Source organism: Burkholderia cepacia, assembly GCF_001718835.1.
Classification (GTDB): Bacteria; Pseudomonadota; Gammaproteobacteria; order Burkholderiales; family Burkholderiaceae; genus Burkholderia; species Burkholderia cepacia_F.
Genome location: NZ_CP013443.1, coordinates 1978434 through 2005066, shown reverse-complemented (window position 1 = coordinate 2005066; position 26633 = coordinate 1978434). Strand labels below are relative to the sequence as shown.

The window sequence follows — 26633 nt, the reverse complement described above, 5'->3', positions numbered from 1 at the left end:
TTATCCTCCCCGGCATGCCCCCCAGTCTCTGAACGGAATCCCGATGAAAGACCGAATGCGCGCGCTGCTCGCCACCGCCGCGCTCGTCGCCGCGCCGGCGCATGCGGCCGACGATTGCAGTTTCGTGAAAAAGGTCGAGTTGCCGTCCCGGCAGCAGGTGGCGGTCGTGTCGAGCGGCGCGCTCGAGCCGTGCTCGACCGGCAGCTACGCGGTGCGGGTGTATTCGACCGCGCATGCCGCCGCCGGCTTCGATACCGACGACTACGTGACGGGCGCGCTGCATGCGCGTGACGGTACGGTCACCGATGCGTTCACGGCCGACCTCGGCGCACGGGCGCCGCAGGCGCTCGTCGTGACGACGCGCTCGGCCGGCAGCGGCGGCCGTGTCGGCGCGCAGGCCTATGTGACGACGCCGCGCGCGGTGCGCGTCGTTGCGTCGGTCGACGCCCTGGCGCCCGACGCCGACGTGCTCGCCGCGCTGCGGCAGGCGCTCGGCAAGCGGCGCGCGCGTTAGCGGCGCGACGATGCCTGTCAGTGCGCGCGTTCCTCGAGCCGCGATGCGAGAAAGCGGTGATCGGCCGAGAACAGCCGGCGATAGGTCATCAGTACCGCGCCGACGGTGCCCAGCGCGGAAGCCGCGGCGATCAGGAACATGATCACGATCTGGTAGCGCACGGCCTGCAGCGGCGACTGGCCGGCCAGCACCTGGCCCGTCATCATTCCCGGCAGGCTCACGACGCCGACGACGGCCATCTGGTTCAACGTCGGCAGCATGCCCGCGCGCACGGCCTGGCGCGCGGCGTCCTGCGCGGCTTCCCAGCGCGTCGCGCCGAGCGCGAGTGCGGTTTCGACACGATCGCGGCGCGCCGTGAGCTCCTCCATCATCCGCTCGACGCCGAGCGACACACCCGTGAGCGTATTGCCGAGAATCATCCCGAGGATCGGAATCGCGTATTGCGGTGCGTACCACGGATGGATGCGGATCACGACGAACAGGCCGACCGCCGCGACGAACCAGCTGCTGAACCAGATCGACGCGATGCTGTCGATGCGCTGGCCGCGGTAGGTGCGTTTGCCGCGCCCCGCGCCGGCGAACCCGGCGATCAAGGTCATCAGCGCGGTGAGCGGCAGCACGATGTACCAGTGAGGATGACCGAATACCCAGCCGAGCACGTAGCCGATCGCGAGCAGCTGCACGACGGTGCGCACGGCCGCGAGCGCGAGCTTGCGGCCGAGGCCGAGCGACAGCGCCATCGAGATCGCGCCGTTGACCGCGACGAGCGCGGCGGCGATGCCGACGTCGACGAGGCTCAGGTCCTGCAGTGCGGGGCTCATTGCGTTGCCTCCGTCGGGTCGGCGACGTGCATCACGCCGGCCTGCATCACGAGCCGCATCGTGCCGATCCGGGCGGCCTGGGCCGGATCGTGCGAGATCCACATGTACGCGCGGGCGTCGGGCGACGCGTCGAACCATGCGCCGACGAGCGACTCGATCGCGCGCGCCGATTCGGGATCGAGCGCGGAGGTCGGCTCGTCGAGCAGCAGCACGTCGGGATCGAGCTGCAGCACACGCAGCAGCGCGGCGATCTGCGCTTCGCCGCCCGACAGGTCGCTCGCACGCTTGTCGAGAAAGTCGGGACCGCGGCCGGCCTGCGCGGCGAGCGCTTCGGCGCGCGCGCGATCGAATGCGACGTCGCGATAGATCGCGAGCGAATACGGATAGCGCAACTGCGATTCGACGGTGCCGTCCATCTGCGCGGGGCGCTGGCGCACGTAGGCGACGCTGCGCCGGTAACGCGGGATCGCGCTGCGCCGGATCCGTTTGCCGCGCCACAGGATGTGGCCGCCGTCAAGCGGGTCGAGCAGCGCGAGCGCGCGCAGCAGCACGCTCTTTCCCGAGCCCGAAGGCCCGGTGATCGCAACGCGGGCGCCCGCGGGCAGGCTGAAATCGGTCGGGGCGAGCAGGGTCTTGCCGCTGCTGGCGTCGCGCCGGGTCACACCCAGCGCGTCGATGAGGCCGATGGCTGTCATGTCACAAATGAAAAAAAGCGTTAATGGCGCCGAAACGTCACCATGGCGTGCGTCATAATACCGATTGAAAAGCCGCGGGTGTCGTGCGCCGTTCGTCCACGCAAGCGGCATGGCATGGCGCGGCAACATTTCAGAACAACAACGGAACCGCCATGACGCTTACCCGAGCCATCGGCAAATCGGCTGCATGGATCGTCGGCATCGTCGCGGTGCTCATCGCGGCGGCCGGCATCTTTCTCTTCGTCTTCGACTGGAACCGCGCGAAGCCGTGGGTCAACGAACAGGTGAGTGCCGCACTCGGCCGCCCGTTCGCGATCAACGGCGATCTCAAGGTCGGCTGGCGCCGCCCCGACGGCGAAACCGGCTGGCGTGCCTGGGTGCCCTGGCCGAGCTTTTCGGCCACGCAACTCGAGATCGGCAACCCCGACTGGGCGAAGACGCCCAAGTTCGTCACGCTCGACGCCGCGCACTTCGATCTCGCGATCCTGCCGCTGCTCGCGCATGAAATCGTGATCCCGTCGATCGACGTCGTGAATCCGGCCGTCGACCTCGAGCGGCTCGCCGACGGCCGCAACACGTGGACCTTCCAGTTCAAGCAATCGTCGCAGCCGTCGCCGTGGAAAGTGCGGCTCGACAGCTTCGGTTTCGCGAAGGGCACCGTCACGTATCGCGACGCGATCACGAAGGCCGACCTGACCGTCGCGATCGATACGCTCGGGCAGCCGATTCCGCTCGGCGACGTGCTGAAGGAGCAGGAGCAGACGTCGCGTGCGGCATCCGCGCAGCGTGTCGGCAAGCACGGCGCCGCGCAGCTGAGCGCGAAGGCCAGCGCAGAGGCCGCGTCGGGCGCTTCCGCCGCGCAGGCCGCGAGTGCGGCGGCCGCGTCGTTCACGCCGGTTGCTTCGTCCGCCGCGGCGGTCGCATCGGCTTCCGGCGCGAGCGACGCCCGCGCGACTGCCAAGGCGGCCGGCCCCGCGTACGCATTCGGCGTGAAGGTCGACGGTCGCTACAAGAACGTGCCGATCACCGGTACCGGCAAGCTCGGCGGCGTGCTGGCGATCCAGGATGCGACACGTCCGTTCCCGCTGCAGGCGGACGTGAAGGCCGGCGACACGCGGCTCGCGATCGTCGGCACGCTGACCGATCCGACGCATCTCGCGGCCCTCGACCTGCGACTGTGGCTGCAGGGCACGTCGATGTCGCATCTCTACCAGCTCAGCGGCATCACGCTGCCCGATACGCCGCCTTACGCGACCGAAGGCCGGCTGATCGGCAACTTCAAGCCGCACGCAAGTACGTTCCGCTACGAGAACTTCAACGGCCGCGTCGGCGGCAGCGATCTGGGCGGGACGCTGGTCTACCAGCAGCGCGAACCGCGGCCGAAGCTGTCGGGCGAGCTCGTGTCGAACCTGCTGCAGTTCTCCGATCTCGCCCCGGTGATCGGTGCCGATACGGCCGCGAGCAAGGCCAAGCGCGGCGACACGACCCGCCAGCCGCCCGACCGTGTATTGCCGGTCGAGACATTCCGGACCGACCGCTGGCGCGCGCTCGACGCGGACGTCAAGTTCACGGGCCGCAAGCTGCTCAAGAGCGCGAATCTGCCGATCACGAACCTGTACACGCACATCGTGATGCAGGACGGCGTGCTGTCGCTCGAACCGCTGCAGTTCGGCGTCGCGGGCGGCACGCTCGCGACGACCGCGCATCTCGACGGCAGCGGCGCGCCGTTGAAGGGCCGCTTCACGGTGGCCGCGCGGCACCTGAAGCTCAAGCAGCTGTTCCCGACGCAGAAGGTCATGCAGTCGGCGCTCGGCGAGATCAACGGCGACGCGTCGCTGTCGGCGACCGGCAACTCGCCGGCCGCGCTCGCGGCGACGTCGACCGGCGAAGTGAAGGCGCTCGTCACGGACGGCCGCATCAGCCGCCTGCTGATGGAGGCGGCAGGGCTGAACGTCGCCAACGTCGTCTACGAGAAGCTGTTCGGCAACAACGACGTGAAGATCAACTGCGCGGCGATCGACTTCGTCGCGACCAACGGCATGCTCGACCCGAAGGTGTTCGCGCTCGATACGGATGACGCGCTGATCAACGTCGACGGTCCGATCAATCTCCGCGACGAATCGATGAACCTGAAAGTGCACCCGCATACGAAGGGTTTCCGGATCTTCTCGCTGCGCTCGCCGCTGTATGCGAAGGGCACGTTCAAGAACCCGAAGGTCGGCGTCGATGCGGGCGCGCTCGCGCTGCGCGCCGGCGCGATGGTCGGCCTCGGCCTGATCAACCCGTTCGCGGCCTTGATCCCGCTGATCGCGCCGAGCAACAACAAGGACGTGCCATGCAGCGAGCTGTTCGCGCAGCTGAAGACGCCGACGAAGGTGTCGGCGAAGGCCGGCAAATGACGGGCGCGCACGGCGGCCGGGACGCCTTCGGCGCCGGTTGCCGCCCCCGCGGAAATTGTGATGCGCCCCTGTTTATCCGACAGCCGAACGCGGTGTGACCCAGCGATTCACCGACTCCTGCTAAAATGTCCGGTTTTCCGTCGATTACCTCCTAACGGGACCTGCCGTGCTTTCTACTGCCAACATCACGATGCAATTCGGGCCAAAGCCCCTGTTCGAGAACATCTCGGTCAAATTCGGCGAGGGCAACCGCTATGGTCTGATCGGCGCGAACGGCTGCGGCAAGTCGACGTTCATGAAGATCCTGGGCGGCGACCTCGAACCGAGCGCCGGCAACGTCGCGCTGGAGCCGAACGTGCGCCTGGGCAAGCTGCGCCAGGACCAGTTCGCGTACGAAGACGTGCGCGTGCTCGACGTCGTGATGATGGGCCACACCGAGATGTGGGCCGCGATGACCGAGCGCGACGCGATCTACGCGAACCCGGAAGCCACCGACGACGACTACATGCATGCCGCCGAGCTCGAAGGCAAGTTCGCCGAATACGGCGGCTACGACGCCGAGGCGCGCGCGGGCGCGCTGCTGCTCGGTATCGGCATCGAGGAGAAGTTCCACAACGGCACGATGGCCGACGTCGCGCCGGGCTGGAAGCTGCGCGTGCTGCTCGCGCAGGCGCTGTTCTCGAAGCCGGACGTGCTGCTGCTCGACGAACCGACCAACAACCTCGACATCAACTCGATCCGTTGGCTCGAGCACACGCTCAACGAGTACAACTCGACGATGATCATCATCTCGCACGATCGTCACTTCCTGAACTCGGTGTGTACGCACATGGCCGACATGGACTACGGCACGCTGAAGGTCTGGCCGGGCAACTACGACGACTACATGCTCGCATCGGCACAGGCGCGCGAGCGCCAGGCCGCGGCGAACGCGCGCGCGAAGGAGCGCGTGGCCGAACTGCAGGACTTCGTGCGCCGCTTCTCGGCGAACAAGTCGAAGGCCCGTCAGGCGACGAGCCGCGCGAAGCAGATCGACAAGATCAAGATCGAGGAATTCAAGCCGTCGTCGCGTCAGAACCCGTTCATCCGCTTCGAGTTCGAGAAGAAGCTGCACAACGTCGCGGTGGTCGCGGAAGACATCACGAAGAAGTACGAGCGCACGATCTTCCAGAACTTCAACCTGTCGGTGCAGCCGGGCGAGCGGATCGCGATCATCGGCGAGAACGGCGCGGGCAAGACGACGCTGCTGCGTTCGCTGCTCGGCGCGCTCCCGCTCGAGCACGGCACGGTGAAGTGGTCGGAGAACGCGAATGTCGGCTACATGCCGCAGGACACGTACGAGGAGTTCCCGAACGACATCACGCTGATGGACTGGATCGACCAGTACCGCAAGGACGGCGACGACGAAACGATGGTGCGCGGCACGCTGGGCCGCCTGCTGTTCTCGTCGGACGACATCAAGAAGTCGGTGAAGGTGCTGTCGGGCGGCGAGAAGGGCCGCATGATCTGGGGCAAGCTGATGCTCGGCCGCCACAACGTGCTGCTGATGGACGAGCCGACCAACCACATGGACATGGAGTCGATCGAGTCGCTGCAGATCGCGCTCGAACAGTTCGAAGGCACGCTGATCTTCGTCTCGCACGACCGCGAATTCGTGAGCGGGCTGGCGAACCGGATCATCGAAGTGCGTACGGACGGCACGCTGTTCGACTTCGGCGGGAATTACGAGGAGTTCCTGACGAGCCAGGGGCAGGCGTAAGGTCTGCCGTTTGTCCCAAGGCCACCGTTCATGTGTCCCGGATTGTCCCACGGAATTGTCCCGTTGGGACAGGCGACTTTCCGGTGACGCTTTCTTAGCGAGCGCACGACAGAGCATGTAAGAGGCCAGTTCAAATTCCCCGTGAGGGGGCTGTTTACTTCCTCGGCGATTTGTTAACCTTGGGCACCGGAACAACGTGGGCCAAGGATGGAAGCGCCGATCATTGACGACGAGCTGTGGAAACTGATCGAACCCTTGCTGCCTGTCGTGAAGCCTCGCGCGAAGAGCGATCCGGGGCGTCCGCGTGTGCCGGATCGCGTGGCGCTCAACGGCATCCTGTTCGTGCTCAGGACAGGCATCCGTTGGAACCACTTGCCGACCCGGCTCGGCTTCGGCTCGGGTGCGACTTGCTGGCGTCGACTGGACGACTGGCAGAAGGCTGGCGTGTGGGATCGGCTGCACGAATTGCTGCTCGACAAGCTGCGTGCGGCGGGCCAGCTCGACCTCTCATATGCAGCGGTCGATTCATCGTCGATACGCGCTGTTGGGGCGGGCGAAAAACTGGCCCGAACCCCACGGATCGCGCGCGTCCGGGTTCCAAGCATCACATCCTCGTAGACGCTAACGGCATTCCCGTCGTCGCAATCCTGACCGGCGCAAACGCCAACGACGTCACGCAACTGCTGCCGCTCGTCGACTCGATTCCACCGATTCGAGGCGTGCGTGGCCGACCGCTTCAGAAACCCGGCATTGTCTATGCCGACCGTGGCTACGATTCCAAACGACACCGGCGTGCGCTGCGCGAACGCGGCATCAAGCCCGTGATCGCAAAGCGTCGAACCGAACACGGTAGCGGACTCGGCACGTATCGTTGGGTCGTCGAACGCACTCACTCTTGGCTCCACAATTTCCGGCGTCTACGCATTCGCTTCGATCGTCGCGCGGACATTCACGAAGCGTTCCTCAAACTCGGCTGCTCGCTCGTCTGTTGGAACATCTTCAGCCGTGCTGAGCAGGATTTTTGAACTGGCCTCTAAGGGGCGCTTTGTGAACCCCGAAGCCCATATTGGCAGATTGCCGGTATGGGCTTTTTCACTTTGGGCGAAGTACTCTCTCGTCGGACACCCGCCGTTGGCTTCACCGGGAGCGCATGCTAAAGATCAAAAGTTCGCGGTTGTTTGGCGTTACGAATGCAAGCATCGACGCTGCACGCCTGTCCGTAGAGTGTGGTAGGAAAGCTGACCGGAATTGATTTTTTACGACAAGTGTTCGCGAGCATTTCGGCGTTGGCTTGTACACGCACGACATTGACGATGCAGAAGTCATGCAGCACGTGTCGCGCTTCGCAAGCAAGGACGAAGCTTCGTTGCTCAGGCTTGCGAAGGAGCTCGTTCGGGTGTTTTCGGACCGGTGACCTTGCCCCTGTTTCACGAATCCCATAGCCGAGGCAATCAGGCCGCTTGCCCTTGCTGAGCGGCGGCCCAGTTCTTCTCGAACGTCACGGGGCTGACGTAGTTCAATGTCGAATGGAGTCGACGGGCATTGTAGAAGCCGAGCCAGTCGATGACTTCGTCCATTGCCGCACGTCGCGTCGCAAAGTGCCGGCCGTGCAGCCGCGCCACCTTCAGCGAACCCCACAGGCTTTCGGTCGGCGCATTATCCCAACAATCGCCGCGCCGACTCATCGACGAACGCATGCCGTACGCCTTGAGCGTGTCCTGGAAGAGCCCGCTGCAATACTGGCTGCCACGGTCGCTATGCACAATCACGCCGGCGTCGGGACGGCGTCGGAACCACGCCATGCGCAGCGCATCCGTGACCAGCTCGGCCTTCATATGCGGCTGCATCGACCAGCCCACCACCTGCCGGCTAAACAGGTCGATGACGACGGCCAGGTACAACCAGCCTTCAGCCGTCGCCAAGTAGGTGATGTCGCTCGTCCAGACCTGATTCGGCACCAGCGCCGTGAAGTTGCGCTCGAGCAGATTCGGCGCGACCGGCAGGCCATGATTCGAGTTCGTCGTCGCGATGTACTTGCGCTTGTGCCGAGCACGCACGCCATGCTGCACCATCAGCTTGCGAACGCGCTCCTTACCCACGCGTACGCCGCGCGCAACCAGTTCTTTCCACATGCGCGGCCAGCCGTATTCGCCTTTCACTTCCGCGTGAATCGCCTTGATGTGCGCCAGCAGTGCATCGTCACTCACGCGGCTGCGCTGCGGCTTGTCCTGGGCGACACGTTGCCGTCGCTGGTGAAAGCCGCTGGGGCTGACTTCCAGAACCTCGCATAACACCGAAATCGGCCAGTGACGGCGATTGCGTTCGATGAAGGCGTACTTCACGTTGAGTCCTTCGCGAAGTACGCACAGGCCTTTTTTAGGATGTCGCGCTCCATCTTCAGCCGCGCCACTTCGGCACGAAGCCTCGACAACTCCATCTGCTCCGGGCTTACCGGCTTCGTGCCAGCTCCTCCGAGCTTGCCTTCCTGTTCAGCTTTGAACCAGTTGGAAATCGATTGCGCCGGCACGTCCAGCGTCGCGGCCACCGCCGCAACGCTCTGGCCTGCCTTGACCAGCCGAACGGCTTCCAGCTTGAATTCGAGCGTGTAGCGCGCTCGTTTCGTCTTGTTCATCTTCTTGACTCTCCTTGCTTGAGTTTAAACGCTCAGCAAGGGATTCGTTTTTCGGGGGCAAGCTCATTGTCCTTCGGCTTGCGGACAAACTTCATCGGATCTTCCGCAAGCTGAACACCCCAATCGGAACGCGCAGCGCGGATCACTGAGCGAAGAATCGTCAGTTCCCGGAGAACCGTACCGCCCGTGACTGTCTTTAAGCGCTTATCACACCAGTCATTTTTCGCTACAGACCCGTTATAAAGCAAATGTATAAATGTCCGACCTTCAATTTTCCATTCCAGATTTCCCTATATCGCTTCTTCCCGAATTTGGCTTGATAAATCGGTCGTGTCGCGGCTTTCGCGATGTTATTGGATCGCGGTCCTTTGATTTCTAAAACGAATACTGCTATCGATTATTCCAGCGTCTAAAATTCAAGCTGACCAGCCCAACCCGATTATCCAACGGGTAATGCTTATTGATCAGAAATGCATGAACTTGAATCAGGCCGCATAGCGGATGGGTCTATGCATGAAATAGCGAGCGACACGCCGTGGTGATTTCTGGAGACGACGCAAATGGCTGACGACCGCTTTCTTGAGATGTCCCTTGGTCCGCGCCGGAGCCTGTTTCGTCACGTTCGCCTTCAGGTCAGCGTTGAGCATCTCGTCGGGATTCAGCTCCGGGCTGTACGACGGCAGGTAGAACACTTCGATCTCGTCGACGTGCTCGGCCAGCCACGCATTGACCGGCTTGGCGTGATGAACCTTCAGGTTGTCGAGAATCAGAAACACCTTCTTGCTGCGCATGTCCTTGATCAGCCGCTTCAGGAAATCGAGCAGGATGTCGGCGTTCATCGCTCCCTCGAAGACTTTCCAGCACACCTGACCGCGATTCGTCACGGTCGACATCACCGGCAGGCCTTCGCGTCGGCTCGCCACGCGCCGTTCGGGTGTCTTGCCGATCGGCGCATAGGAACGGCCTCGTACGTCATCCGAACGCAGTCCCGTTTCGTCGCCCCACTGGATTTCCGCGCCTTCGGCTTTTGCCCGGCGCGCAATCTCCGGATACGTCTCGTTCAGCCACGTCTGGACCGCCTCCGGTCGCTGCTCGTAGGCTCGCTTCATCGGCTTTTGCGGCGTGAAGCCCCAGCGCGCCAGATACAGGCCGACACCCTGCAACGTCAGCGTCAAACCGCATCGCTGCCGGATCAATTCCCGCACGGCATGTCGTGTCCACAACGCGAACGACATCTTCAACTGGTCCGGCATCTGGTCGCGCAGCAGCACGCGAATGTCGGCTTCCTGTTGCTCCGTCAGCGCACGACCTCGATTCACCGCGCGCCCACTGGGTTTGTCGCGCAGGGCCGTCGCGCCATCGAGCGCATACCGCTTGCAGATGTCGAACACCCCCGTACGGGACAGGTCCGTATGGTCGGCAATTTCGTCATAGGTCCAGCCGCGCTTGCGCAGGCTGATCACCTGCCGACGCCGCTCTTCACGTGCCTCACGAGGAAGCGATCTCATGTCTCGTTTTTCATGTCCTTCACATGAGGGGCGATTTCCCGATATCAAGATCAACTATTTCGAATCAATAACCAGAACAACTATGACTGCCGACACGCTGAGGGGCGTAATTCCTGAATTTGTCGACGCCGAGACCGAACAGATCTTTCGCCGATGCCGCGTGTCGGAAACCGTGTATCAGGCGCGCGCCACATTATGGGTGGCGGTCATTGCCGCGCTGTCTTTTGCGCTCAACGACATCACGCAGGCCGGACTTGAGCTCGGGTCAGTCATTCAGTTCGGCCTGCGCTTTGCGGCGGTCCTGTGGTCGGCATGGCTGCTGTTGCGGTTGCGTCGGCCGATAGAGGCCGCCACGATCCAATGCTTGCTGTTGGCTTGGGCAATCGTAATCGACGTGCTGGCGATTGCCGAGGGTGTCGCGAGCCCGTCGAATTTGCTGGTCATGCAGACCGTGCTGTTCGGGATCGTGACTGTCCTGCCGCTGCGCTTCGTGCCGAGCGCCATCAATGGCGCAAGCTTTGCAGTCGGGCTCATCGCGATCCTGCGGTGGCGGTGCGCGGCGATGTCGCCGCTGCTCTATCCGCTGTCGATTGCGATGGGTTTCGCGCTTGCCGTTGGCTTGCAACAGGTTTGGCGTGCGGAGCGGATGCGCCGGCAGGAATTCGCCCGTGTGCGCAGCGAGACCCGCCAACGCGAGGAACTGCGGCGCGCCAAGGAGGTGGCCGAAGCAGCCGACCAGGCCAAGACAAGGTTGTTGGCCGTAGTCAGTCACGAGGTACGCATACCCATGAATGGCGTGCTCGGCGTGCTGCAACTGCTGGAAGGTTCGCGACTGGATGCGATACAGCGCCGCCAGGTCGCGATTGCGCGAGATTGCGCCGAACATCTGACCGGCTTGCTCGACAGCATTATCGATTACGTGCGCCTCGGTGTCGTGGTTGATGAACCGGTTCCGGCCGACTTCGATCCTCGGCAGCTGATTCAAAGCGTCGTCGAGTTGATGCGCACGCGTGCGCTGGCCCGGCAGACGACCATCGACGTTCTCGTCAATCGTGACGTGCCGGAAGCGTTGCACGCCGATGCCGGACGGTTGCGCCAGGTGCTGGTGAATCTGTTGAGCAATGCGGTCAAGTTTACCGAGCGAGGTCGCGTCGGCGTTTCGTTGACCATGCGGGGCAGCGCGGCGGACGAGTTGCAGCTGGAGATCACCGTCGAGGACACCGGGATAGGTATCCCGGAAAACATGCTGGCGCGGATCTTTGACGAATTTACTCAAGTCGACGAATCGATCGGACGACGCTTCGGCGGGGCAGGCTTGGGCTTGGCCGTGTGCCGGCGTGTCGTCGGCATGCTGGGCGGCACGATCACTGCGGCGAGCGAGCAGGGCATCGGTAGTCGGTTCCAGGTCGTGGTGCCGGTGGCCGCGGCGATTGTCGCGGCGCCGCGGGACATACCGGCGTCACCGCCGTCGCGACGCTTGAAGCTCCTCGTCGTCGACGACGACCCGATCAATCAGATCGTGATTTGCGGCCTTCTCGCTCAGGCGGGCCACGATGCCACGCCCGTGAGCAGCGGAGAGGCTGCGGTTGCGGAAACCGCTCGCGAGCATTTCGACGGCGTATTCGTGGACCTTCATATGCCGCGCGTGGACGGTATCGAGACTGCACGTCGCATACGCGCACAGAATGCGCGCGCTCAGGGGCGGGGGGAGATGCCGATTGTCGTGCTGACGGCGGATCTCCTTCAGGCGCAAAGCTCCGGCGTGACGGATGTCTTCACGTCGGTTCTGGCGAAGCCGATCCGGCGAGACGCGTTGCGCCGGGTACTCGAGACCGTGGGCGGCACGGCTGTCGCGCGGGCCCGGCCTTCAGGCGAGATCGGGTCGACGGACGCAGCAGTGGATCTCGTTTGTCTGAGCGAGCATGCCGACGCGCTTGGCGCAGACGCGGTCGGCTGGCTCGTGCACCAGTTCCGGCATGCCGGGCGACGTTTGCTGAACGACCTCGGCGAAGCCGTCGCGGAGCAAAACGCAGATCGAATCAAAGCGCTTTCACACCGGCTGACGAGCTCGGCGGCGGCACTGGGGCTGGTAAGACTCAGGAGGTTCGCCGAGCGAGTGAAACAGGCGGCCGATCGGAACGACGCATCGGAGCTTTCCGTTCTCCTCATCGCGCTCGACGTCGAATTCGAACACGCCTTCGAAGCACTGCGCAAAATCGCGCGCGACGCGCGGGGGGCGCGATGCGGTCGTCAACTGCCCCGATTCACGGCGGCATCGAGCCGGTAGCCGATTCCGGCGACCGTGCCGATCGGGCAGCGCATTCCGCCGGCGTCGTCGGACATCTTGCGGCGCAGTCGCGCGATCAAGGTGTCCACGGTACGCGAGTCCGTCGCGCGCTCGCGCTTGCTGACCACTTCGAGCAGATACTCGCGCGTGAGCGTCGCGCCGCGAACCATCACGAGCGCGGCCAGCAGATCGAACTCGCGCGGGGTCAGGGGCAGCACGGCGCCGCCCGACAGCGCCAGCTCACGGCGCCGAAGGTCGATCAGCCAGCGGTCGAAAGTCAGCACCGTATCGACCGGAGCGATCTCGCGATACAGCCGCTGCCGGCGCAACAGGGCGCGCACGCGGGCGAGCAGCTCGCGCAGCCGGATCGGCTTGGTGATGTAGTCGTCGCCGGCGGTTTCCAGGCCGAGGACGCGATCGAGGTCGCCGTCGCGTTGCGTCACGAAGATGATGCCGGCGGTACTGTGCTCGCGCAGCTCGCGGGCAAGAGAGATGCCGTCGCCGTCGGGAAGGTTGATGTCCAGCAGCAGCACGTCGGCCGGCGCGGCGCGCAGCGCCTGGCGCGCTTGCGCGACGTTGCCGCTGGTGAGGAGATCAAAGCCGGCGTCGCCCAGGTAGCGTGCCAGCATCGTGCGGGTAATGGGGTCGTCTTCGACGACGAGAATACGTCCCGGCGAAGCTTCCATGGTTTCTCCTTCGGGATAACCAATTCAGGCAATCGATTCGCGGATTGAAAAATTCAGCCCCGATTCCACCGTTGACGTCAGCCGACAAATTGCAGTCGCCATGTTACGCGGAGCGCAATCGAATGCGTGAAGTTCGCCGGCCGTCGTGCGGCCGTTTGCCGTGACGGCTCTATCGTTCCGTGACGCCGCGTCGTATGTGATGTGAACAACGATTGACAACGGCCCGCGTGTCTCATTCGATTCCACGCACGCCCTGCATACTTCATGCACCTGCGATGGTTCGCGGTTGCGGCGCGCCGTCGTTGCGAAATGCCAATTCATGCGAGGGAGACGCCTGATGTGGACTGTTCCCGGATCCGACATCGAGAATGCAAGGCCGCTCGCCGATGTCGGGCAATCGATGAAACCCGGCATCAGCATCTCGATGCCGGGATGATCGAGTCGTCAACGTCTGAACGAGGCCAACGACGTGGAATCGCTGTTGCGAAGCGTCTATCGACCATATCGAACGCTCTCGGATCTGCTCGAATCGCTGGTACGCGCATTCGTCCGGCAACTGGGGCTGGGGAGCGCGTCCTTGCGGCTGCGCGGCGTGGGCGTCCTTCAGTTGAATCGCAGCGGCGAACAGTTCGATCTCGCATGGCTCGAGGAAGCGAACGTCGACGCACATACTGCACCGGCCGCGCATTCGGCTCGATTCCCCGTGACATATGCGGGCGAGCAACTCGGCACGCTGCGGCTGAATGGACGGGGCGCCGCCGATCGATCGGACGCCTTCGCCGAGCGGGGAGCCGCCTTTGCATATCGCTGCGCGTTGCTGTGCAAGCGCTATGACGTGCAACGGTGGGCTCAGCAACGTCTGAGCCGCAGCTTGTTGCTCGTGGGCGTGTCCGAGCCGTTGCACCATGTCGAGGTTTTCGTCGAAAAGGCGTCGTACAGCACGTTGCCCGTGTTGCTCACCGGCGAGTTCGGCACCGAGAAAGCCCTGTTGGCGGCGGCGCTGCATTGTTGCGGGCCTCGGCGGGACGGGCCGTTCGTCGAAGTCAACTGCGCCGATCCCGCCGGCGAGCCGGCGCAATGGTTCAAACAGGCGGCGGGCGGCACCTTGTTCTTCAACGGCATCGACGAGCTTGCTCCCCGGCTTCAGAACCAGCTGCGGCAACATCTGCATTCGCGGCTCGGGCAATGGCTGGTGGTGCCGGACGAGTGCGAGGTGCGCGTGGTCGCGTCGACGACGTCCGACTTGCGAAGATGCGTGGAAGAGGGGCGATTCTCGCAAGCCCTGCTGGCCGAACTGGATTTCCTGTCGGTGACGGTGCCGTCGCTTCGCCTGCGCCCGGACGACATCGAGCCGCTGGTCGTCGCTGCGCTCGAGCGTCATGGCCATGTCGCGGAGCGCAAGTGCAGCGACGCGCTGCTCGAGATATGCCGGCTCTATGCGTGGCCGGAAAATCTGTATGAACTGGAGCGCGTGATTGCGCGTCTCGCGGTCATGACGGGCGATGCCGCGATTGGCCGCGCGGATGTCGCGCTTCACGTGCCGTGGATGATCTCGCTACCGCGTAGCGAGCGCGTCGGCGCGTCGCGCGTCGCCGATCGAGATGACGAGACGTCACGGCGCACGACGGCGCCGGATGTCGCCGCGTTGCGGCCTTCGGCGATGCCGGCCCACTGGGCACGGTGTGCGATGACGCGCGACGGCGCGGAGCTGGCGCGATTGCACAAGGCGCTGCGCAAGGCGCTGCTGTATCTGGGCGAACATTACGCCAAGCCGATTTCAATGGAGCAGCTGGCCCAACACGCCCACGTGAGTCCGTCGCATTTGAGCTATCTGTTCCGTCACACGTTGAATGTCGCGTTCAAGCCGCTGCTCCAGCAAATTCGCATCGAGAAGGCGAAGGAAATGCTGATGCGCGACGACTGTCCGCGCGTGACTGAAGTTGCGCTGAGTGTCGGCTTCGGCGACCTGAGTCATTTCGAAAAAAGCTTCAGGCGCATCGTGGGGTTGAGTCCGCGCGAATTCAGGAGTTCGGTTGCGTGACGGGCCGTTGTCATCGCGATATGGACGGGGCGGACGGGTCTTTCAGGTTCGATGCGCTCAGGTCGATCTGTATGGTTCCCGGCATCAGCACACAGTTTTGCAGGTGTTGCCACGCCATGGCGCTTACATAGCCGCAACCGGCAGGCGTGACGGCGGGGAATGCGTCAAGGGAGCCTAAATACGGTTGCCGGTTCGTCGTCGGCACGTTCCATGCCCAGATGCGCAATTCGGGCGATGGGCTCAGACCCGCCATCAGCGTTGCCATCGAGGCGGCCAGATTGTGCGAGCAATAGATGCCGGGTTGATATCCGCTCTTCATGATCCCGGTGGCCCACGCGCCGAGATAGGCCTGGGCATTGTTGTCGAGAGGGCTGCCGTCTTCCCAGTCGATGTATAGGTAGCAGTCGCGCGGGAAGCCTTCGGAACCTGCCAGTTGAGCGGCTTGTGAGCCGTCGGTGGCGCCTTGGGCTTTGGTCAGATTTTTCGATCCTGATTGCAGGCCTACATAAATGGGCAGCAGTCCCCAGCCTTGATCGATCAACGCCTGGCGGTTGCTCATCCAACTTTTGTCGGGATGGTTCGGCGTGGGAGCCAGATAGTAGCCGCACCAACTGAGGTTGCTGTTGGACTTCAGCCAGTCCAGTTGCAGTTGGCCGGGGAAGATCTTGGTGTCGAAGCCAGCATAGAACGACATGGTGTTGCTCCTTTTCGATGGCTCGCGGCGGTGAACCGTTCCGTAGACAGTTAGGATGCGGAAGGTGCGGACGGGTTTTCCAGCGTCGATGAGCTCAAGTCCACCTGCATCGTCCACAGCATCAACACGGCGTTGGTCTGGTATTGCCAGGCCGTCGCGGTCGAATAGCCGGAGCCGGCGGGGTCTTTGGCCGGAAAGTCGCTGACGGCGCCTGAATACAGATGTGGCTCGTCGGTCGACGCCTTCGTCGCCCAGATGCGCGGCTTCGCCGCGGCTTTGTCGTCCATCCACGACGTGATGGACGAGGCCAAGGCAGTCGAGCAGTGGACGCCCGGCATATAGCCATTCTTCTGCACGGCGTCGACCCACGCGCGGAGATAGGTCTCGGCGTTATCGGGAAGGCTGCTGCTTTTCCAGTCGATGAAGACGTAGGCGTTCCGTGGAAATCCTTCTTTACGCATCAGGTCGGCCGCTTGCTCGCCGTCCGTTTTACCTTGCTGTTCGGGGTTCGAATCAGTCGGATCAGTCGGTTGGCTCTTATAGACGGGCAGCAGGCCCCAGCCTTGCTTGATCAGGTCTTTGCGACGGCCTTTCCACTGGTCGGCGAGAGGGTAGCCGCACCAACTTAGGTTGGTGGCCTTCTTCAACCAGGCGAGCTGGTCTAGACCAGGGAACTCGTCGATGTCGAATCCTGCGTAGAAGGTCATGCCATTGCTCCTTTTTTGACGGCCCGCGGCGCGCGGCCTCGCCAGGCGCTCGATCACACCACGGGAAGCAGCGTTTTCAGCGCCTCGTATTGCCGTGAGATTACGTTGCGGATCAGGTAGTCTTCGATCAGTGCCGCGGCGATCTTGCGTTGCGCGGCAATTTCCGGCAGCGACGCAAAGTTCACGTAGGGGTTGACCGCGTCGCGCCGGAACGGCGCTTCTCCGGAAGTTGCGGTGGTAATGGACAGATAGGTGGTCGCCTTCCCCTCGTCGAACGCCACCATCGTCAGCTCGTGGGTAATGCCGGTAGCGCGCGGCACGCCGTAGGCCCGGTAGCGAACCGGATGCTCGCCCTCGGCGCTCTTGGGCCTGTCTAAATTCAGGCCGAACCGGGCCAGGAACAACGTGCCGAGCGCATCCACTTGCATCGGGGTTCGCACGCGAATCACGGCCGCCCTGAACACGCCCGATAGTCCGATTTGCCTCGGCGTCAGGTATTCGTTCTCCTCCAGGAAGCGGATCAGCACCAGATCGTCGCTATACGCCGCTTCGAGCGCGCCCTCGACGACGTCGGGCACGCCCTTGGCGACTTCATCGACGATTTCCCTTAGCTCGTTTCGCCCTCTGTCGAATTTTCCCAGCCACGCGCGGCTCACGTGGTCATTCTTGGTGAAGCTGTCGTTTTGTTCCGCCGTTCTTTGGGCAATCCAGTCCATCAGGCGGCGCGCTAGCATGAACGCGTCGTCCTTGTCTCCCAGAATGTCGTCTTTCAGATCGCCGCCGTATTTTTCGATGTACTGAGTGACTTTTTCCATGTGCGCAGGATGGGTTGCGCCGATGTCAGGCACTCCGGCCATCTTGCTGAGTATGCGTTTGATTTGTTCATTTTCGCCTAGCCCCCAGATTTGCTTGAAGCGCGCGAAGCGCCTTTCGAGCTTATCCGGATGACGCGAACTGCCGTCCGCGATCTCGCACAGCATCGTGGCGATTTCTCGCAGGTGGTACATGATGTTCGGCAACGGCAGTGTCACCCTGGCGATATCGCCGGTCGGCTCGGTCTCTGCGATGTCCGCATCGGGCGATTTCACGGAAACCGTCTTTTTTTCAATCTTGATTTGCTCCTGCGCCAGTTCCTCCCAGACGGCCACTGCCTCGATCGTGTCGCGTCGCGGCAGCGTGACGTCGATCAACTCCATCAGCAGCGGCTTGCGAATATCCGCTTTCATTTGAGGGAATGGTTTAGGCAGCTTCGCCGGCAGCCGGATCGGCGGCTGTGCCGACAGCGCCGCGAACGGCAGAGGCGGAGGCAATTTGGCGTGCCAGGTATAACCGAGCCGATACAGGACGAACGGCCGGATCGCGTCGTTGAGCAGGATGCCGGGCATGCGTTCGGGGTGGTCGATGTCCGGTTCGGACAGCCTGCGCCGGTCGTTGGTCCAGAGCCCGAGCCGCTGCTGGTCGTATACCTGCCGCAGCGATTGCGGATCGTCGTATTCCAGCGTATAGGCCGAATAGTCCTTGCGTTCCAGATTGTCTCGCTGCGCCTTCCAATGCTTGACCGTCTCGTCGGCGAAGGTGTCGGCTACCCGCGCGATGTCTACGCCGGCCCGGATCATCGTGTCCGTCACCAGTTCTTCCAGCAGGCCGTAGATGAAGCGTTGCAGCGGCACGGGCGCCCACGGATCGATGACGACTTGCGTATCCCAGTCCGATGTTCCGCCGCCGTTTTGCATCGCAGCTTCTCCGCTAGGGTCGAGTCTGCATTCGAACGCATTGCCGCCCTTCATGTAGAACTTCACCAGGTCCCGCCGGCCGGGGGCGACGTGGAATTTCTCCTGCAACGACCGGTTCAGCTCGGCGATGCGCACGTCGATCTCCTGCAGCGCGTGCAGGACCTGGGCGCGAATGTCTCGCTTCTTGATACCGTCCGGTTTCCCCAGATCGTTGATCTGCTTGGTCAGCCAGCCGCTCATCATGCGCCGCGTCGCCCGCTGTTCGGACGTTTCCATACGTGCTCCCGGACTAAGTCCCAATAGCGGCGATTGAACGACGTCGCCGCGCGATGGCAAGACCGTCGTTGGCAATCCGAAAGACCGCGACCTCACTCGGAGGCGGTTCGATCGGGACTCGACAGGACGCGAAGCCATTCGTCGCGAGCAGTCCCTTTGGGAAATCGAGGCGGTTCATGCGCTACCCCGCCCGCGATGCCGACGCCCCGGCCGCCGCCGCCATCGCCTTCTCGGCCTGTCGCTGCGCTTCTTCGACCGCGCGAGTCTCGGCCTCTCCGGCTTGCCGCGACGCGTTTGCCACGGCGGCCTCGCCCGCGGCCGCGCCGCTTAACGCGGCCGCGAGCGCTTGCTCGGCCAACGCCATCGCCTCGAGCGCGGCATGACTCCCGTCGGCCGCGCCGGCGTGCGCCGTGCTGTTCAACGCGGCGCGCATCGCCTTGTCGCTGGCCGCGACCGCGTTGTCGACCGCCTCTTGCGCCTGCATTTCGGCGATCTGCGAAATGGACTCGGGCGGATTCGTTGCCGATACGTCACGTCGAGGTTTCATCGCGTGCCTCGCTTGTTCGGAGCTGGAACCGCACCGGTGGAAACGACATCCGTCTTTACGCCGGTGTGCAATGCGTGCAGCGATTCCAGCAGCGCCAGTTTGGCTTCCAAGACCATCTGCTGAGCTTTCGCGCGCGCTTCCTTGCGCATGTCGGCGACGGCGGCGTGCGGGTTCGTGAATTCAGCCGGTACGTCGGCCGGCGTGATGGACGGCGCGACGCCGGAAGGGGCACGCACGCTTAGCCGCTCGGCCGCCGCTTGCGAGTCTTCCGGCCGTTCGGATGCGTTCGAAATCGGTATCTTTGGAATGCTCACGATACGTTCTCCTGTTCTGCGATTGCGGTTTCCGTCACGGCGGGCGCAAGCGCCGCCGGCACGGCGGGTCTCGCGCCGAAGTCGTTCAGTGAAATCACGCCGCTGCCGCTCAACTGCAATTCGGCTCGTAATTGAGCGGACTCGACGGGGAACAGACAGGTCGCGCCATCCTGGCCCATCGTGCCGCTGTCGGGCTGGTGGGCGGCCAGAAACGACTGTGCCGCGTGCATGAAGAGCTCGACGATGCGCCTGGCCGCGTCGCCGGTTTCACCCTTGTAGGCGGTGTGCTGAACGATCTGCTGGGCGCCTTGCGACAGCCTCGCAAAGCCCACCATTCGGCCTTGAGCGAGCCAGTTGCGCACGGTCTGCGCGACGTCGGACGGACCTGCCAGGCCCTGCACCTGCGGACAGTCCAGTGCGCCGAAAAGAATCGGCAGCAGCGCTTCCGAGGCGTCCGCAGCCGCGGCTTCGCGTCGCTCGGGCGTGGCGGCGCTGCTGTTCAGTTGTTCCGCGTAGTCGAGGTAGAAGCGGTAGAAATCGCAGAACTCGTGAACCGTGCGCGCCTGCTTCAACGCGAACGAGGCGGCCTCCTGCTGCAGCGGCTGTTGCCGTGCGCCCTGCGGCAGGTGCATCAGGTTCGTGACCGCCAGGCTGTCGTCGAAGCCGAGAGCCTGGAACAGTGGCGCCGACTTGACGCCCAACTGCGCGAGGAAGCTGACGCCCGCCGCCAGATCCTCGCGGGTGACGAGACCGTGTTCCGAGAGGACCTTCGCCACTTGCGCGGCCACGACGGAAGAGCCGTCGCCGCTCTCGGCGCGCGCGAGGATGTTCAAGTCAGCTAGGCTCAGCGTCATGAGCTTGACCGGGCTGATCGTCAGCCCGAGCTGTGGCAGCAGCGTGTAGCGCGACGCGTGCAGCCCTTGCTGGACCGTGGCGATCAGCTCCGTCTCGTCCGCGAAGTCATAGCGCGCCGCCGGCGCGTTGGCAGCCCACCCGAGCCACTCGATCCCGCCGTCGATGAACGCAAGCGCGAGCCGTCCGATGTCGGACAGCGCGTTGGGCAGCGGGATCAGCTTGCCGGCAACGGATACGGTCATGGCGATGCTCCTTGATCGGACTGCGGGGGCTTACGGGTTCGCTTCAGCCGGCCGGGAATCCCTTGAGCACGTTCGCGGCGACCGAGCCGATCTTCGCGTAGTCGTCGGTTGCGGACTTCATCATTTCCTGCGCCTGGGTGAGCGCCGTCGCGTATTGCGGCTTGCCGGTGGCGAGAAGCTGCGCCATCGCCACGCCGGCTGCGGTAGTCGCGATCGTCGAGATGTTGCGCAGTGCGTCCGTCGCGTCCTGCACCGCGAGCGCGGTCGACTGAGCCACCGACTGATAAGCCTTTCCCGCACCACTCGTCAGCACGACCTGAGGGCTCATCGTCGCCAGTTGGCTCTGGTTGATGACGTCGATGATCTGAGAGTTGACCTTCATGGGATCCATGACATTTCCTTCGGTGGAGTGGGTGTGTCAGCAGGCAGCGCGAAATCCTTCAGTTCTTGCCGCTCGGTCCGCCGTGGTTCGGCGTGCCGCCGCCCGGCTTCGACAGCGCGGCCGTGACCGATTGCGCGAACTGGTCCAGCGCATACTCGGCGTCGCCCGCGTCCTTCACGGCCGTGTCGGCCGAGGCCTTCAGCTCGTCGAGGGCGGCCTTGGCTTCGCCGAAGGCCGTCTCGCTTTCCTTGACGGCGGCCTCCACGACGGAGGCCGGCGACATTGATTCGTCGGGCCCCGGCAGCGGATGCACTTCGGGCGGCGGTGGCGGCGCGGGCGGCGGAGGTGGAGGCGGCGCCGGGAACGGCACGGCGAGGATCTTCGCGCACGCAGCCGTCAGCGCGGCCGAATTGATCATGCCGGCGCTTTGCTGTCGATTCACGGCGTTATGCATCGCCATGCCGAGCGTTTCCAGCAAGACGGCGTCGAGCATGCCGAACGCTTGCGACGGCGATTGGCCGGTTGTCAGCGTGACGACGTTGCTGACGGCGTCGACGATCTGGCTGTTGACGGTGCTGTTGTCGGTGGTCATGGCTATTTGCTTCCCTGTTGGCTTCCCTTTGCGATGATCAATGCGAGAACCTGGGTCGTGGCCGCGCCGGCGACGACCTGGCCGCGCTGCTGGTTGGCCACGGCATTGCTCATCGCGATGCCGATGCTGTCGGCCATCGCGAGATAGGTCATGGCCATCGCGGCGGCGGCCGTTTGATCTACGGCGAGCTGTGGCATCGCGCGGGCCGGTGCTGCCGGGTACCCGATAGCCGATGCGCGCGGCGCCCGCGTGCCACAGTGCGTCGGCCGCGGGCGTCATGCGCGGTTATTTCAGGCCGAGAATCTCCGCGGTGGCAGCGCCCGTGGTGCCCGTTTCCACCGTCAGCAGCGTGGATACGGCCTGCGTGGTGGACGCCTGCATCGTCACGTAGGACTGTTGCTGGTTGTTCGTCGCGTTATGAGCGGCATTCGAAAGCGCTTGGCTCGTCGCCACGTACAGATTTCCCATCGCGACCGATGGCGCGTCGCCCAGGACTTTCGTGTTGACTTGCGAAACCGAATCGGTGATCTGGCTGTTGACTGATGTCGGAAATGCCATGATTCATGCTCCTTAATGTTTGGATGACAGGTGGGGGCCGGTGATCAACGCATGAGCCCTCAGCCGAGGATCTTCTTGGTCGCCATTGCCGTACTGCCGGTATCCAACGAGTACAGCAGCGCGACACCCATCGTGGTTGCGGCTTGCGCCGTAACGTACATCTGCTGCTGCGCCAGCGTGGCGTTGTGGGCCGCGTTGGCCAACGCCTGCGCCGTAGCCTGGTAAAGGTTGCCCATTGCAACGGCCGGCGATACGCCCAACACCTGGGTGTTCCCCTGCGTCACCGAATCGGTGACCTGGTCATTGACGGCTGTAGGAAAGGCCATGTGTTCAACTCCTTGGGGTCAACTGTTTCCGGCAATCCTCAGGTGCCGAGGATCTTCGTGGTGGCTACCCCGGTCGTGGCCGTGTCGAGCGAATACAGCGTCGCGACGCCCATCGTGGTGGCGGCTTGCGCGGTGACGTAGCTCTGCTGCTGCGCATTGGTGGCGTTGTGGGCCGCGTTGGCCAGGGCTTGCGCCGTAGCCTGGTAGAGGTTGCCCATCGCGATGGCCGGCGCGTCGCCCAACACTTTCGTGTTGGCCTGCGTGACGGAATCGGTGATCTGGTCGTTGACGCTGGTAGGAAAAGCCATGTCGGGCTCCTCAATGGTTTATGGGCTTCGGTTATCAGCTGCCGAGGCCGCGAACGCCGGTGCTCAGGATGTCCTTCGTCGCGACACCGGTGGAGGCCGTGTCGAGCGAGTACAACGTCGCCACCCCCATCGTGGTGGCGGCCTGGGACGTCACGTAGCTCTGCTGCTGCGCATTGGTGGCGTTGTGGGCGGCATTGGCCAGGGCTTGCGCGGTGGCCTGGTAGAGGTTGCCGAGCGCGATGGCCGGCGCGTCGCCCAACACTTTCGTGTTGGCCTGCGTGACGGAATCGGTGATCTGGTCGTTGACGCTGGTAGGAAAAGCCATGGTTGCTCCTGGATAAATGTGAGGCTGCCTTGCGGCGGGATGTTTTTCCGGTACGAACCCTGCGCTGCGTGGTAGGGCCGTGAAAACATCGTAGGAAAGCAATCGCGAGCGCGATTGGCGCAGCCGATGGAAAACACGGCGCCGAATCGCGACAACCGTTGTAATCAGCCAAAACCGACTACCCATGCGGATCAGCGATTTCGCTGCATGGGTTTCCAGTGCCTTTTGCGGAACGAAACGCGGCATGCGGAAAAAACGCCGATTTGCGGTGGAATTTCCGATTGGATCCGGAGGGACAAAGAGCGCGACGCCGGACCGGTAAGCCGTCTTGAGTGTTTTCCTCGATTGCCGCCGAGAAGGACGCGCATACCGGCAAGGCATGCGGCTTTGGCGAAAAGAAAGCGAGACAACGCGGCGATAAGCCGGACTTACGACTTGCGACGGGAAGAGGCGGTTTGCTGGCCGGGTTCGACGTGAACGCAGGGCCTGACCGAATGCTTGCTTGCGGCGCGCAAACGGACGACGAAGGAGCCGCTATGCCGCACAAACGCAAGGGGGAAGCGAGGGGGACCCGGAATGCGAACCCGGACCCGGAACGATCGGGCCAATGGCGCACGGGACGCGGGACCGGGCAGCTCATCCATGAGCAGCTTGCCGTGCTCGAGAAGGCGATCTTTGAGCGTCTTGGGCGGTGAGCCGATCCGTCGCCTGGATGACGAGAAGGGCGAATCGAAGTCAGCGGGCGGCGCAAGCCGCCGGAACGGCGGCCGCCGCGATTGGATCACGGCCGATTGTGACACGGCGCGCTTCCGAGCTCACGTCGATCATGAAACGCGCTCGGGGCATCCGGACAAGAGACCCTAGCGCGCGGCGGCCGCGGCCGTCCGCCCGTAAAAGCCGTTGCGCTGCGGCGCGGCGCGCAGCACGGACAGCGTGCGTTCGTTGTAGTCCATCCGGATGCGGATCAGCATCCCGTTGATCGCGTTCGCGTGGCGCGCGCGTCCGGCCGATTGCTGCAGCAACTGCCAGCCGGTCGCGAGACGCACGTCGGTTTTGCACGCGGCTTCATAGTGGTTGTGACACCAGGACGATGAGTAGTGCGTTCTCTGGCCTCGCGTCTGAGCTTGCACGATTTGCGGGGAGGGAGAAAAGGCGGGCCGCTAGCCCGCCAATCCTTAACCTAGTTTGAGTGCCAAGTCCTCTGCACGTAGGTGAGTATATCGCTTCACTGACGAATGTTGCGGATAGGCACGGTTGGCCCTTCCGGCGGATTTTGACCTGCCATTTTGTCCCACGCAGGGTGATTGTTGCCATTCATGCTCTCCAAGTGGTTGATTAGGAACATGAACGGGGTCTGGTGTCGTACGACCGTGAGTTCGTCAGCGGGCTGGCGAACCGGATCATCGAAGTGACCACGCATGGCACGCTGACCGACTTCGGCGGGAATTACGAGGACTTCCTCGCGAGCCAGGGGCAGGCGTAAAGATCTGCCCGATCTACTCGGCTTGATGTACCCGAGAGCCCGCCAGGTTTGTGCCTGGCGGGTTTTTTGTTGTGCGCCCAGCATGGGCGCACTCCTGCGGGTGTAAGTCCCGCCATGAGCTGGTCACGGCGAATGAAGTGAAGCGCAACTGCACGAGGGCGACCGAATGTGGGGAGGAAGCGTGGAGCGTAAATCGCGAGCCGATGGACAAGAACTGCATAGAAGGCGCTGCCGAGCAGGGCGAGCGGGCAACAAACCGCGAAGCTCTTGTGACCAAGGCGCGGCGGCGTAAATGCAGCGGTTGTGCGATGAAGGAGTGCGTTCTTACCTGGGGAGGCCTCGCCTCATGCCTGAAAGGGCAACGACGTCGAGTCGGAGCGAGGAGTCAGCAGAGGCCATAGTAGTTGGGCGGTGTGGCTGGGAAAGCTAAAGCTGCCGGCGAAGGGCCGAAGGGATGGGAGGGGGAGCCCTCTGGTTATCGGAAGTGAAGCGCCTCAGATGTTCGCGAGAGCGAAGCTCGCCGGTCAGGTGGATAGGGTGAAGCCCGACAGGCCCCGGCAGCGAGGAATCAGTTCCGCCGAACCGGACCACGGCAAGCCTGGGCGTCGGGTCGGGAGCAACACAAGCCTGACGACCTCAACCATTCCAACCGCCTGGTGCGGACCCGCATGCCAGGTGGTAATGGAATGGACGCCCCCGTCCGAAGCGGCATTGCCGTGTCAAAGTGGTGAGGCTGTCGAAACACCACCTTCACCGGAGGAGGGCGTCACCATGAACGTTACTACGATCGGCATTGACCTCGCCAAGGACATCTTCCAGGTCCACGGTGTGAACGAGCACGGCAAGCCGATATTGAGGAAGCAACTGAAACGGCACCAGATAGTCGCGTTCTTTGCGAACCTTCCAGGGTGCCTCATCGGCATGGAAGCCTGCGCCAGCGCCCACTTCTGGGCACGCAAGCTGCAGACGCTCGGCCATACGGTGAGGCTCATGGCTCCCCAGTTCGTTAAACCCTATGTGAAGACGAACAAGAACGACGTTGCCGATGCCGAAGCGATCTGCGAAGCGGTGGCGCGACCCAACATGCGGTTTGTGCCCATCAAGAACGTCGATCAACAGGCGGTTCTTGCATTGCACCGAGCCCGCCAAGGGTTCGTTCGGGCGCGTACCGCGCAGGCCAATCAGATCCGCGGGCTGCTGGGGGAATTCGGTTTGGTGATGCCGCGGGGGATCACCAGCATTGCCCAGCACGTACCTCAGCTCATCGAAGACGCCAGCAATGAACTGCCGGGGTCATTCCGTCTGTTGATACAGCGCTTGACGGACCACTTGAAGGAGCTTGACCGGCAGGTCGCAGAGATCGAGACGCAGATCAAGGCGTGGCATCACGCGAGCGACGCCAGTCGCCGACTGGCAGAGATTCCCGGCATCGGCCCGATTACGGCCAGCGCTCTGGTTGCCTCGATCGGCGACGGCAAGTGCTTCAGCAATGCCCGGCAACTGGCGGCGTGGTTAGGTCTGGTACCCAGACAGCATTCGAGCGGAGGCAGGCCGACGCTGCTGGGTATCAGCAAGCACGGCGATACCTACCTGCGGACACTGATGGTGCACGGCGCGCGGGCTGTCGTTCGCTATTGCGCCAACAAGGACGATGCGTTCTCGGGCTGGCTTCATCGCTTGCTCACGCGCCGGCACAAGAACGTCGCCGTGGTGGCAGTGGCGAATAGGAACGCCCGGATTGCCTGGGCGCTGCTCACGCAAGGCACTGCGTTCCGATCGGATTACGCGCCGTCCGTGGCCGCTGCGTAATCCGATCGGGTTCGGTTAAGGCTCTCCCAGGAGGTTGCTTGGGCAATCGTGACGTGATGGCAAGACAGGTTGGACCGGGATCGGAATACTCTGCCCTCCCACAGGCGCTTCGAGCGCGAGGTGGTGATTAGAGTCCGATC

The 26633-nt window shown here is 63.5% G+C and carries 26 protein-coding genes and 2 pseudogenes; 9 read left to right on the top strand and 19 right to left on the bottom strand.

All coding sequences use genetic code 11. The features are described from left to right. Positions 1–43: 43 nt before the first annotated feature. The gene (locus WT26_RS12560) at positions 44–514 is read left to right on the top strand and encodes a PliI family lysozyme inhibitor of I-type lysozyme (protein WP_069273020.1); all 471 of its coding nucleotides are present in this window, start codon (positions 44–46) and stop codon (positions 512–514) included. A gap of 17 nt (positions 515–531) precedes the next feature. Here the strand turns inward: WT26_RS12560 and WT26_RS12555 are convergent, their stop codons facing one another. Both WT26_RS12555 and WT26_RS12550 read right to left on the bottom strand, forming a co-directional pair. Then, positions 532–1335, bottom strand: a complete 804-nt coding sequence (locus WT26_RS12555; RefSeq protein WP_021159773.1) for an ABC transporter permease — start codon at positions 1333–1335, stop codon at positions 532–534. After that, entirely contained in the window at positions 1332–2030 is a 699-nt protein-coding gene (locus tag WT26_RS12550; protein ID WP_069273019.1) for an ABC transporter ATP-binding protein, read from the bottom strand. Before WT26_RS12550 ends, WT26_RS12555 begins: the two co-directional genes overlap by 4 nt. 152 nt (positions 2031–2182) lie before the next feature. Between WT26_RS12550 and WT26_RS12545 the strand changes: the two genes are divergently transcribed. The 3 genes from WT26_RS12545 to WT26_RS35640 all read left to right on the top strand — a co-directional run bounded on the left by WT26_RS12545 (position 2183) and on the right by WT26_RS35640 (position 7213). Then, complete coding sequence (locus WT26_RS12545) at positions 2183–4429, top strand: AsmA family protein (RefSeq protein WP_069273018.1); 2247 nt, start codon at positions 2183–2185, stop codon at positions 4427–4429. A 166-nt stretch (positions 4430–4595) separates the two neighbouring features. After that, positions 4596–6188, top strand: coding sequence for an ABC-F family ATPase (locus tag WT26_RS12540; protein ID WP_069273017.1), 1593 nt, complete (start codon positions 4596–4598; stop codon positions 6186–6188). Positions 6189–6395: 207 nt separating this feature from the next. After that, positions 6396–7213, top strand: a protein-coding gene (locus WT26_RS35640) for an IS5 family transposase (protein ID WP_155123105.1) whose coding sequence is annotated in 2 segments (ribosomal slippage) — positions 6396–6744 and positions 6744–7213 — 819 coding nt in all. Because the reading frame shifts where the segments join, the coding sequence is not laid out codon by codon here. A 426-nt stretch (positions 7214–7639) separates the two neighbouring features. Here the strand turns inward: WT26_RS35640 and WT26_RS12530 are convergent. Continuing rightward, positions 7640–8820 (bottom strand): IS3 family transposase gene (locus WT26_RS12530; RefSeq protein ID WP_155123104.1). Its coding sequence is split into 2 segments (ribosomal slippage): positions 7640–8556 and positions 8556–8820, totalling 1182 coding nucleotides; the frame shifts between segments, so codons are not numbered across the junction. A gap of 485 nt (positions 8821–9305) precedes the next feature. Beyond that, positions 9306–10328: an IS630 family transposase gene (locus tag WT26_RS12520; RefSeq protein ID WP_069270214.1), complete on the bottom strand. Its 1023-nt coding sequence runs from the start codon at positions 10326–10328 to the stop codon at positions 9306–9308. Positions 10329–10410: 82 nt separating this feature from the next. Between WT26_RS12520 and WT26_RS12515 the strand changes: the two genes are divergently transcribed. Further along, positions 10411–12615 carry an ATP-binding protein gene (locus tag WT26_RS12515; protein WP_059760896.1) on the top strand — a complete coding sequence of 735 codons (2205 nt, stop codon included), beginning with the start codon at positions 10411–10413 and terminating at the stop codon, positions 12613–12615. On the opposite strand, the gene WT26_RS12510 is transcribed toward WT26_RS12515, so the two are convergent. After that, positions 12579–13301 carry a response regulator transcription factor gene (locus WT26_RS12510; protein ID WP_059611721.1) on the bottom strand — a complete coding sequence of 241 codons (723 nt, stop codon included), beginning with the start codon at positions 13299–13301 and terminating at the stop codon, positions 12579–12581. The two genes, WT26_RS12515 and WT26_RS12510, sit on opposite strands and share 37 nt — an antisense overlap. Positions 13302–13770: 469 nt before the next feature. Here WT26_RS12510 and WT26_RS12505 point away from each other — a divergent pair, with 469 nt between their 5' ends. Then, on the top strand, positions 13771–15342 hold the full coding sequence (locus WT26_RS12505) for a helix-turn-helix domain-containing protein (protein WP_069273016.1): 1572 nt from the start codon (positions 13771–13773) through the stop codon (positions 15340–15342). Between the two features lie 10 nt (positions 15343–15352). Here WT26_RS12505 and WT26_RS12500 read toward each other — a convergent pair whose 3' ends face one another. From WT26_RS12500 to WT26_RS12440, 13 genes are all read right to left on the bottom strand, one after another. Then, on the bottom strand, positions 15353–16036 hold the full coding sequence (locus WT26_RS12500) for a glycoside hydrolase domain-containing protein (protein ID WP_059627203.1): 684 nt from the start codon (positions 16034–16036) through the stop codon (positions 15353–15355). Between the two features lie 50 nt (positions 16037–16086). Beyond that, on the bottom strand, positions 16087–16743 hold the full coding sequence (locus tag WT26_RS12495) for a glycoside hydrolase domain-containing protein (RefSeq protein WP_059627208.1): 657 nt from the start codon (positions 16741–16743) through the stop codon (positions 16087–16089). 53 nt (positions 16744–16796) lie between these two features. Next, the gene (locus tag WT26_RS12490) at positions 16797–18716 is read right to left on the bottom strand and encodes a hypothetical protein (protein WP_059761010.1); all 1920 of its coding nucleotides are present in this window, start codon (positions 18714–18716) and stop codon (positions 16797–16799) included. Between the two features lie 217 nt (positions 18717–18933). Beyond that, positions 18934–19299: a hypothetical protein gene (locus WT26_RS12485; RefSeq protein ID WP_059627204.1), complete on the bottom strand. Its 366-nt coding sequence runs from the start codon at positions 19297–19299 to the stop codon at positions 18934–18936. Then, positions 19296–19613, bottom strand: a complete 318-nt coding sequence (locus WT26_RS12480) for a hypothetical protein (RefSeq protein WP_059469337.1) — start codon at positions 19611–19613, stop codon at positions 19296–19298. Before WT26_RS12480 ends, WT26_RS12485 begins: the two co-directional genes overlap by 4 nt. Beyond that, positions 19610–20710 (bottom strand): hypothetical protein, encoded by a 1101-nt coding sequence (locus WT26_RS12475; protein ID WP_069273015.1) that lies wholly within the window; start codon positions 20708–20710, stop codon positions 19610–19612. The genes WT26_RS12480 and WT26_RS12475 overlap by 4 nt, the downstream gene beginning before the upstream one ends. Before the next feature lie 43 nt (positions 20711–20753). Beyond that, the gene (locus WT26_RS12470; protein ID WP_069273014.1) at positions 20754–21101 is read right to left on the bottom strand and encodes a hypothetical protein; all 348 of its coding nucleotides are present in this window, start codon (positions 21099–21101) and stop codon (positions 20754–20756) included. Between the two features lie 49 nt (positions 21102–21150). Next, positions 21151–21684, bottom strand: coding sequence for a RebB family R body protein (locus WT26_RS12465; protein WP_081333731.1), 534 nt, complete (start codon positions 21682–21684; stop codon positions 21151–21153). Positions 21685–21686: 2 nt separating this feature from the next. After that, the gene (locus WT26_RS12460; protein ID WP_069273013.1) at positions 21687–21881 is read right to left on the bottom strand and encodes a RebB family R body protein; all 195 of its coding nucleotides are present in this window, start codon (positions 21879–21881) and stop codon (positions 21687–21689) included. An 88-nt stretch (positions 21882–21969) separates the two neighbouring features. Continuing rightward, positions 21970–22242, bottom strand: coding sequence for a RebB family R body protein (locus WT26_RS12455; protein WP_006024227.1), 273 nt, complete (start codon positions 22240–22242; stop codon positions 21970–21972). 59 nt (positions 22243–22301) lie between these two features. Beyond that, entirely contained in the window at positions 22302–22568 is a 267-nt protein-coding gene (locus WT26_RS12450; protein WP_069273012.1) for a RebB family R body protein, read from the bottom strand. Between the two features lie 38 nt (positions 22569–22606). Beyond that, positions 22607–22876 (bottom strand): RebB family R body protein, encoded by a 270-nt coding sequence (locus tag WT26_RS12445; protein WP_069273011.1) that lies wholly within the window; start codon positions 22874–22876, stop codon positions 22607–22609. A gap of 34 nt (positions 22877–22910) precedes the next feature. Beyond that, the gene (locus tag WT26_RS12440) at positions 22911–23201 is read right to left on the bottom strand and encodes a RebB family R body protein (protein WP_069273010.1); all 291 of its coding nucleotides are present in this window, start codon (positions 23199–23201) and stop codon (positions 22911–22913) included. A gap of 332 nt (positions 23202–23533) precedes the next feature. Between WT26_RS12440 and WT26_RS12435 the strand changes: the two genes are divergently transcribed. Continuing rightward, the gene (locus tag WT26_RS12435) at positions 23534–23896 is read left to right on the top strand and encodes a hypothetical protein (protein ID WP_230459277.1); all 363 of its coding nucleotides are present in this window, start codon (positions 23534–23536) and stop codon (positions 23894–23896) included. Positions 23897–24061: 165 nt separating this feature from the next. Here WT26_RS12435 and WT26_RS12430 read toward each other — a convergent pair. After that, positions 24062–24253: pseudogene (locus WT26_RS12430) on the bottom strand (flagellar protein FlgN); the annotation flags it as partial. A 305-nt stretch (positions 24254–24558) separates the two neighbouring features. On the opposite strand from WT26_RS12430, the pseudogene WT26_RS12425 reads away from it, so the two are divergent. Continuing rightward, positions 24559–24684: pseudogene (locus tag WT26_RS12425) on the top strand (hypothetical protein); the annotation flags it as partial. A 771-nt stretch (positions 24685–25455) separates the two neighbouring features. Further along, positions 25456–26493 (top strand): IS110 family transposase, encoded by a 1038-nt coding sequence (locus tag WT26_RS12420; protein WP_060093842.1) that lies wholly within the window; start codon positions 25456–25458, stop codon positions 26491–26493. The last annotated feature ends 140 nt before the right edge of the window (positions 26494–26633 follow it).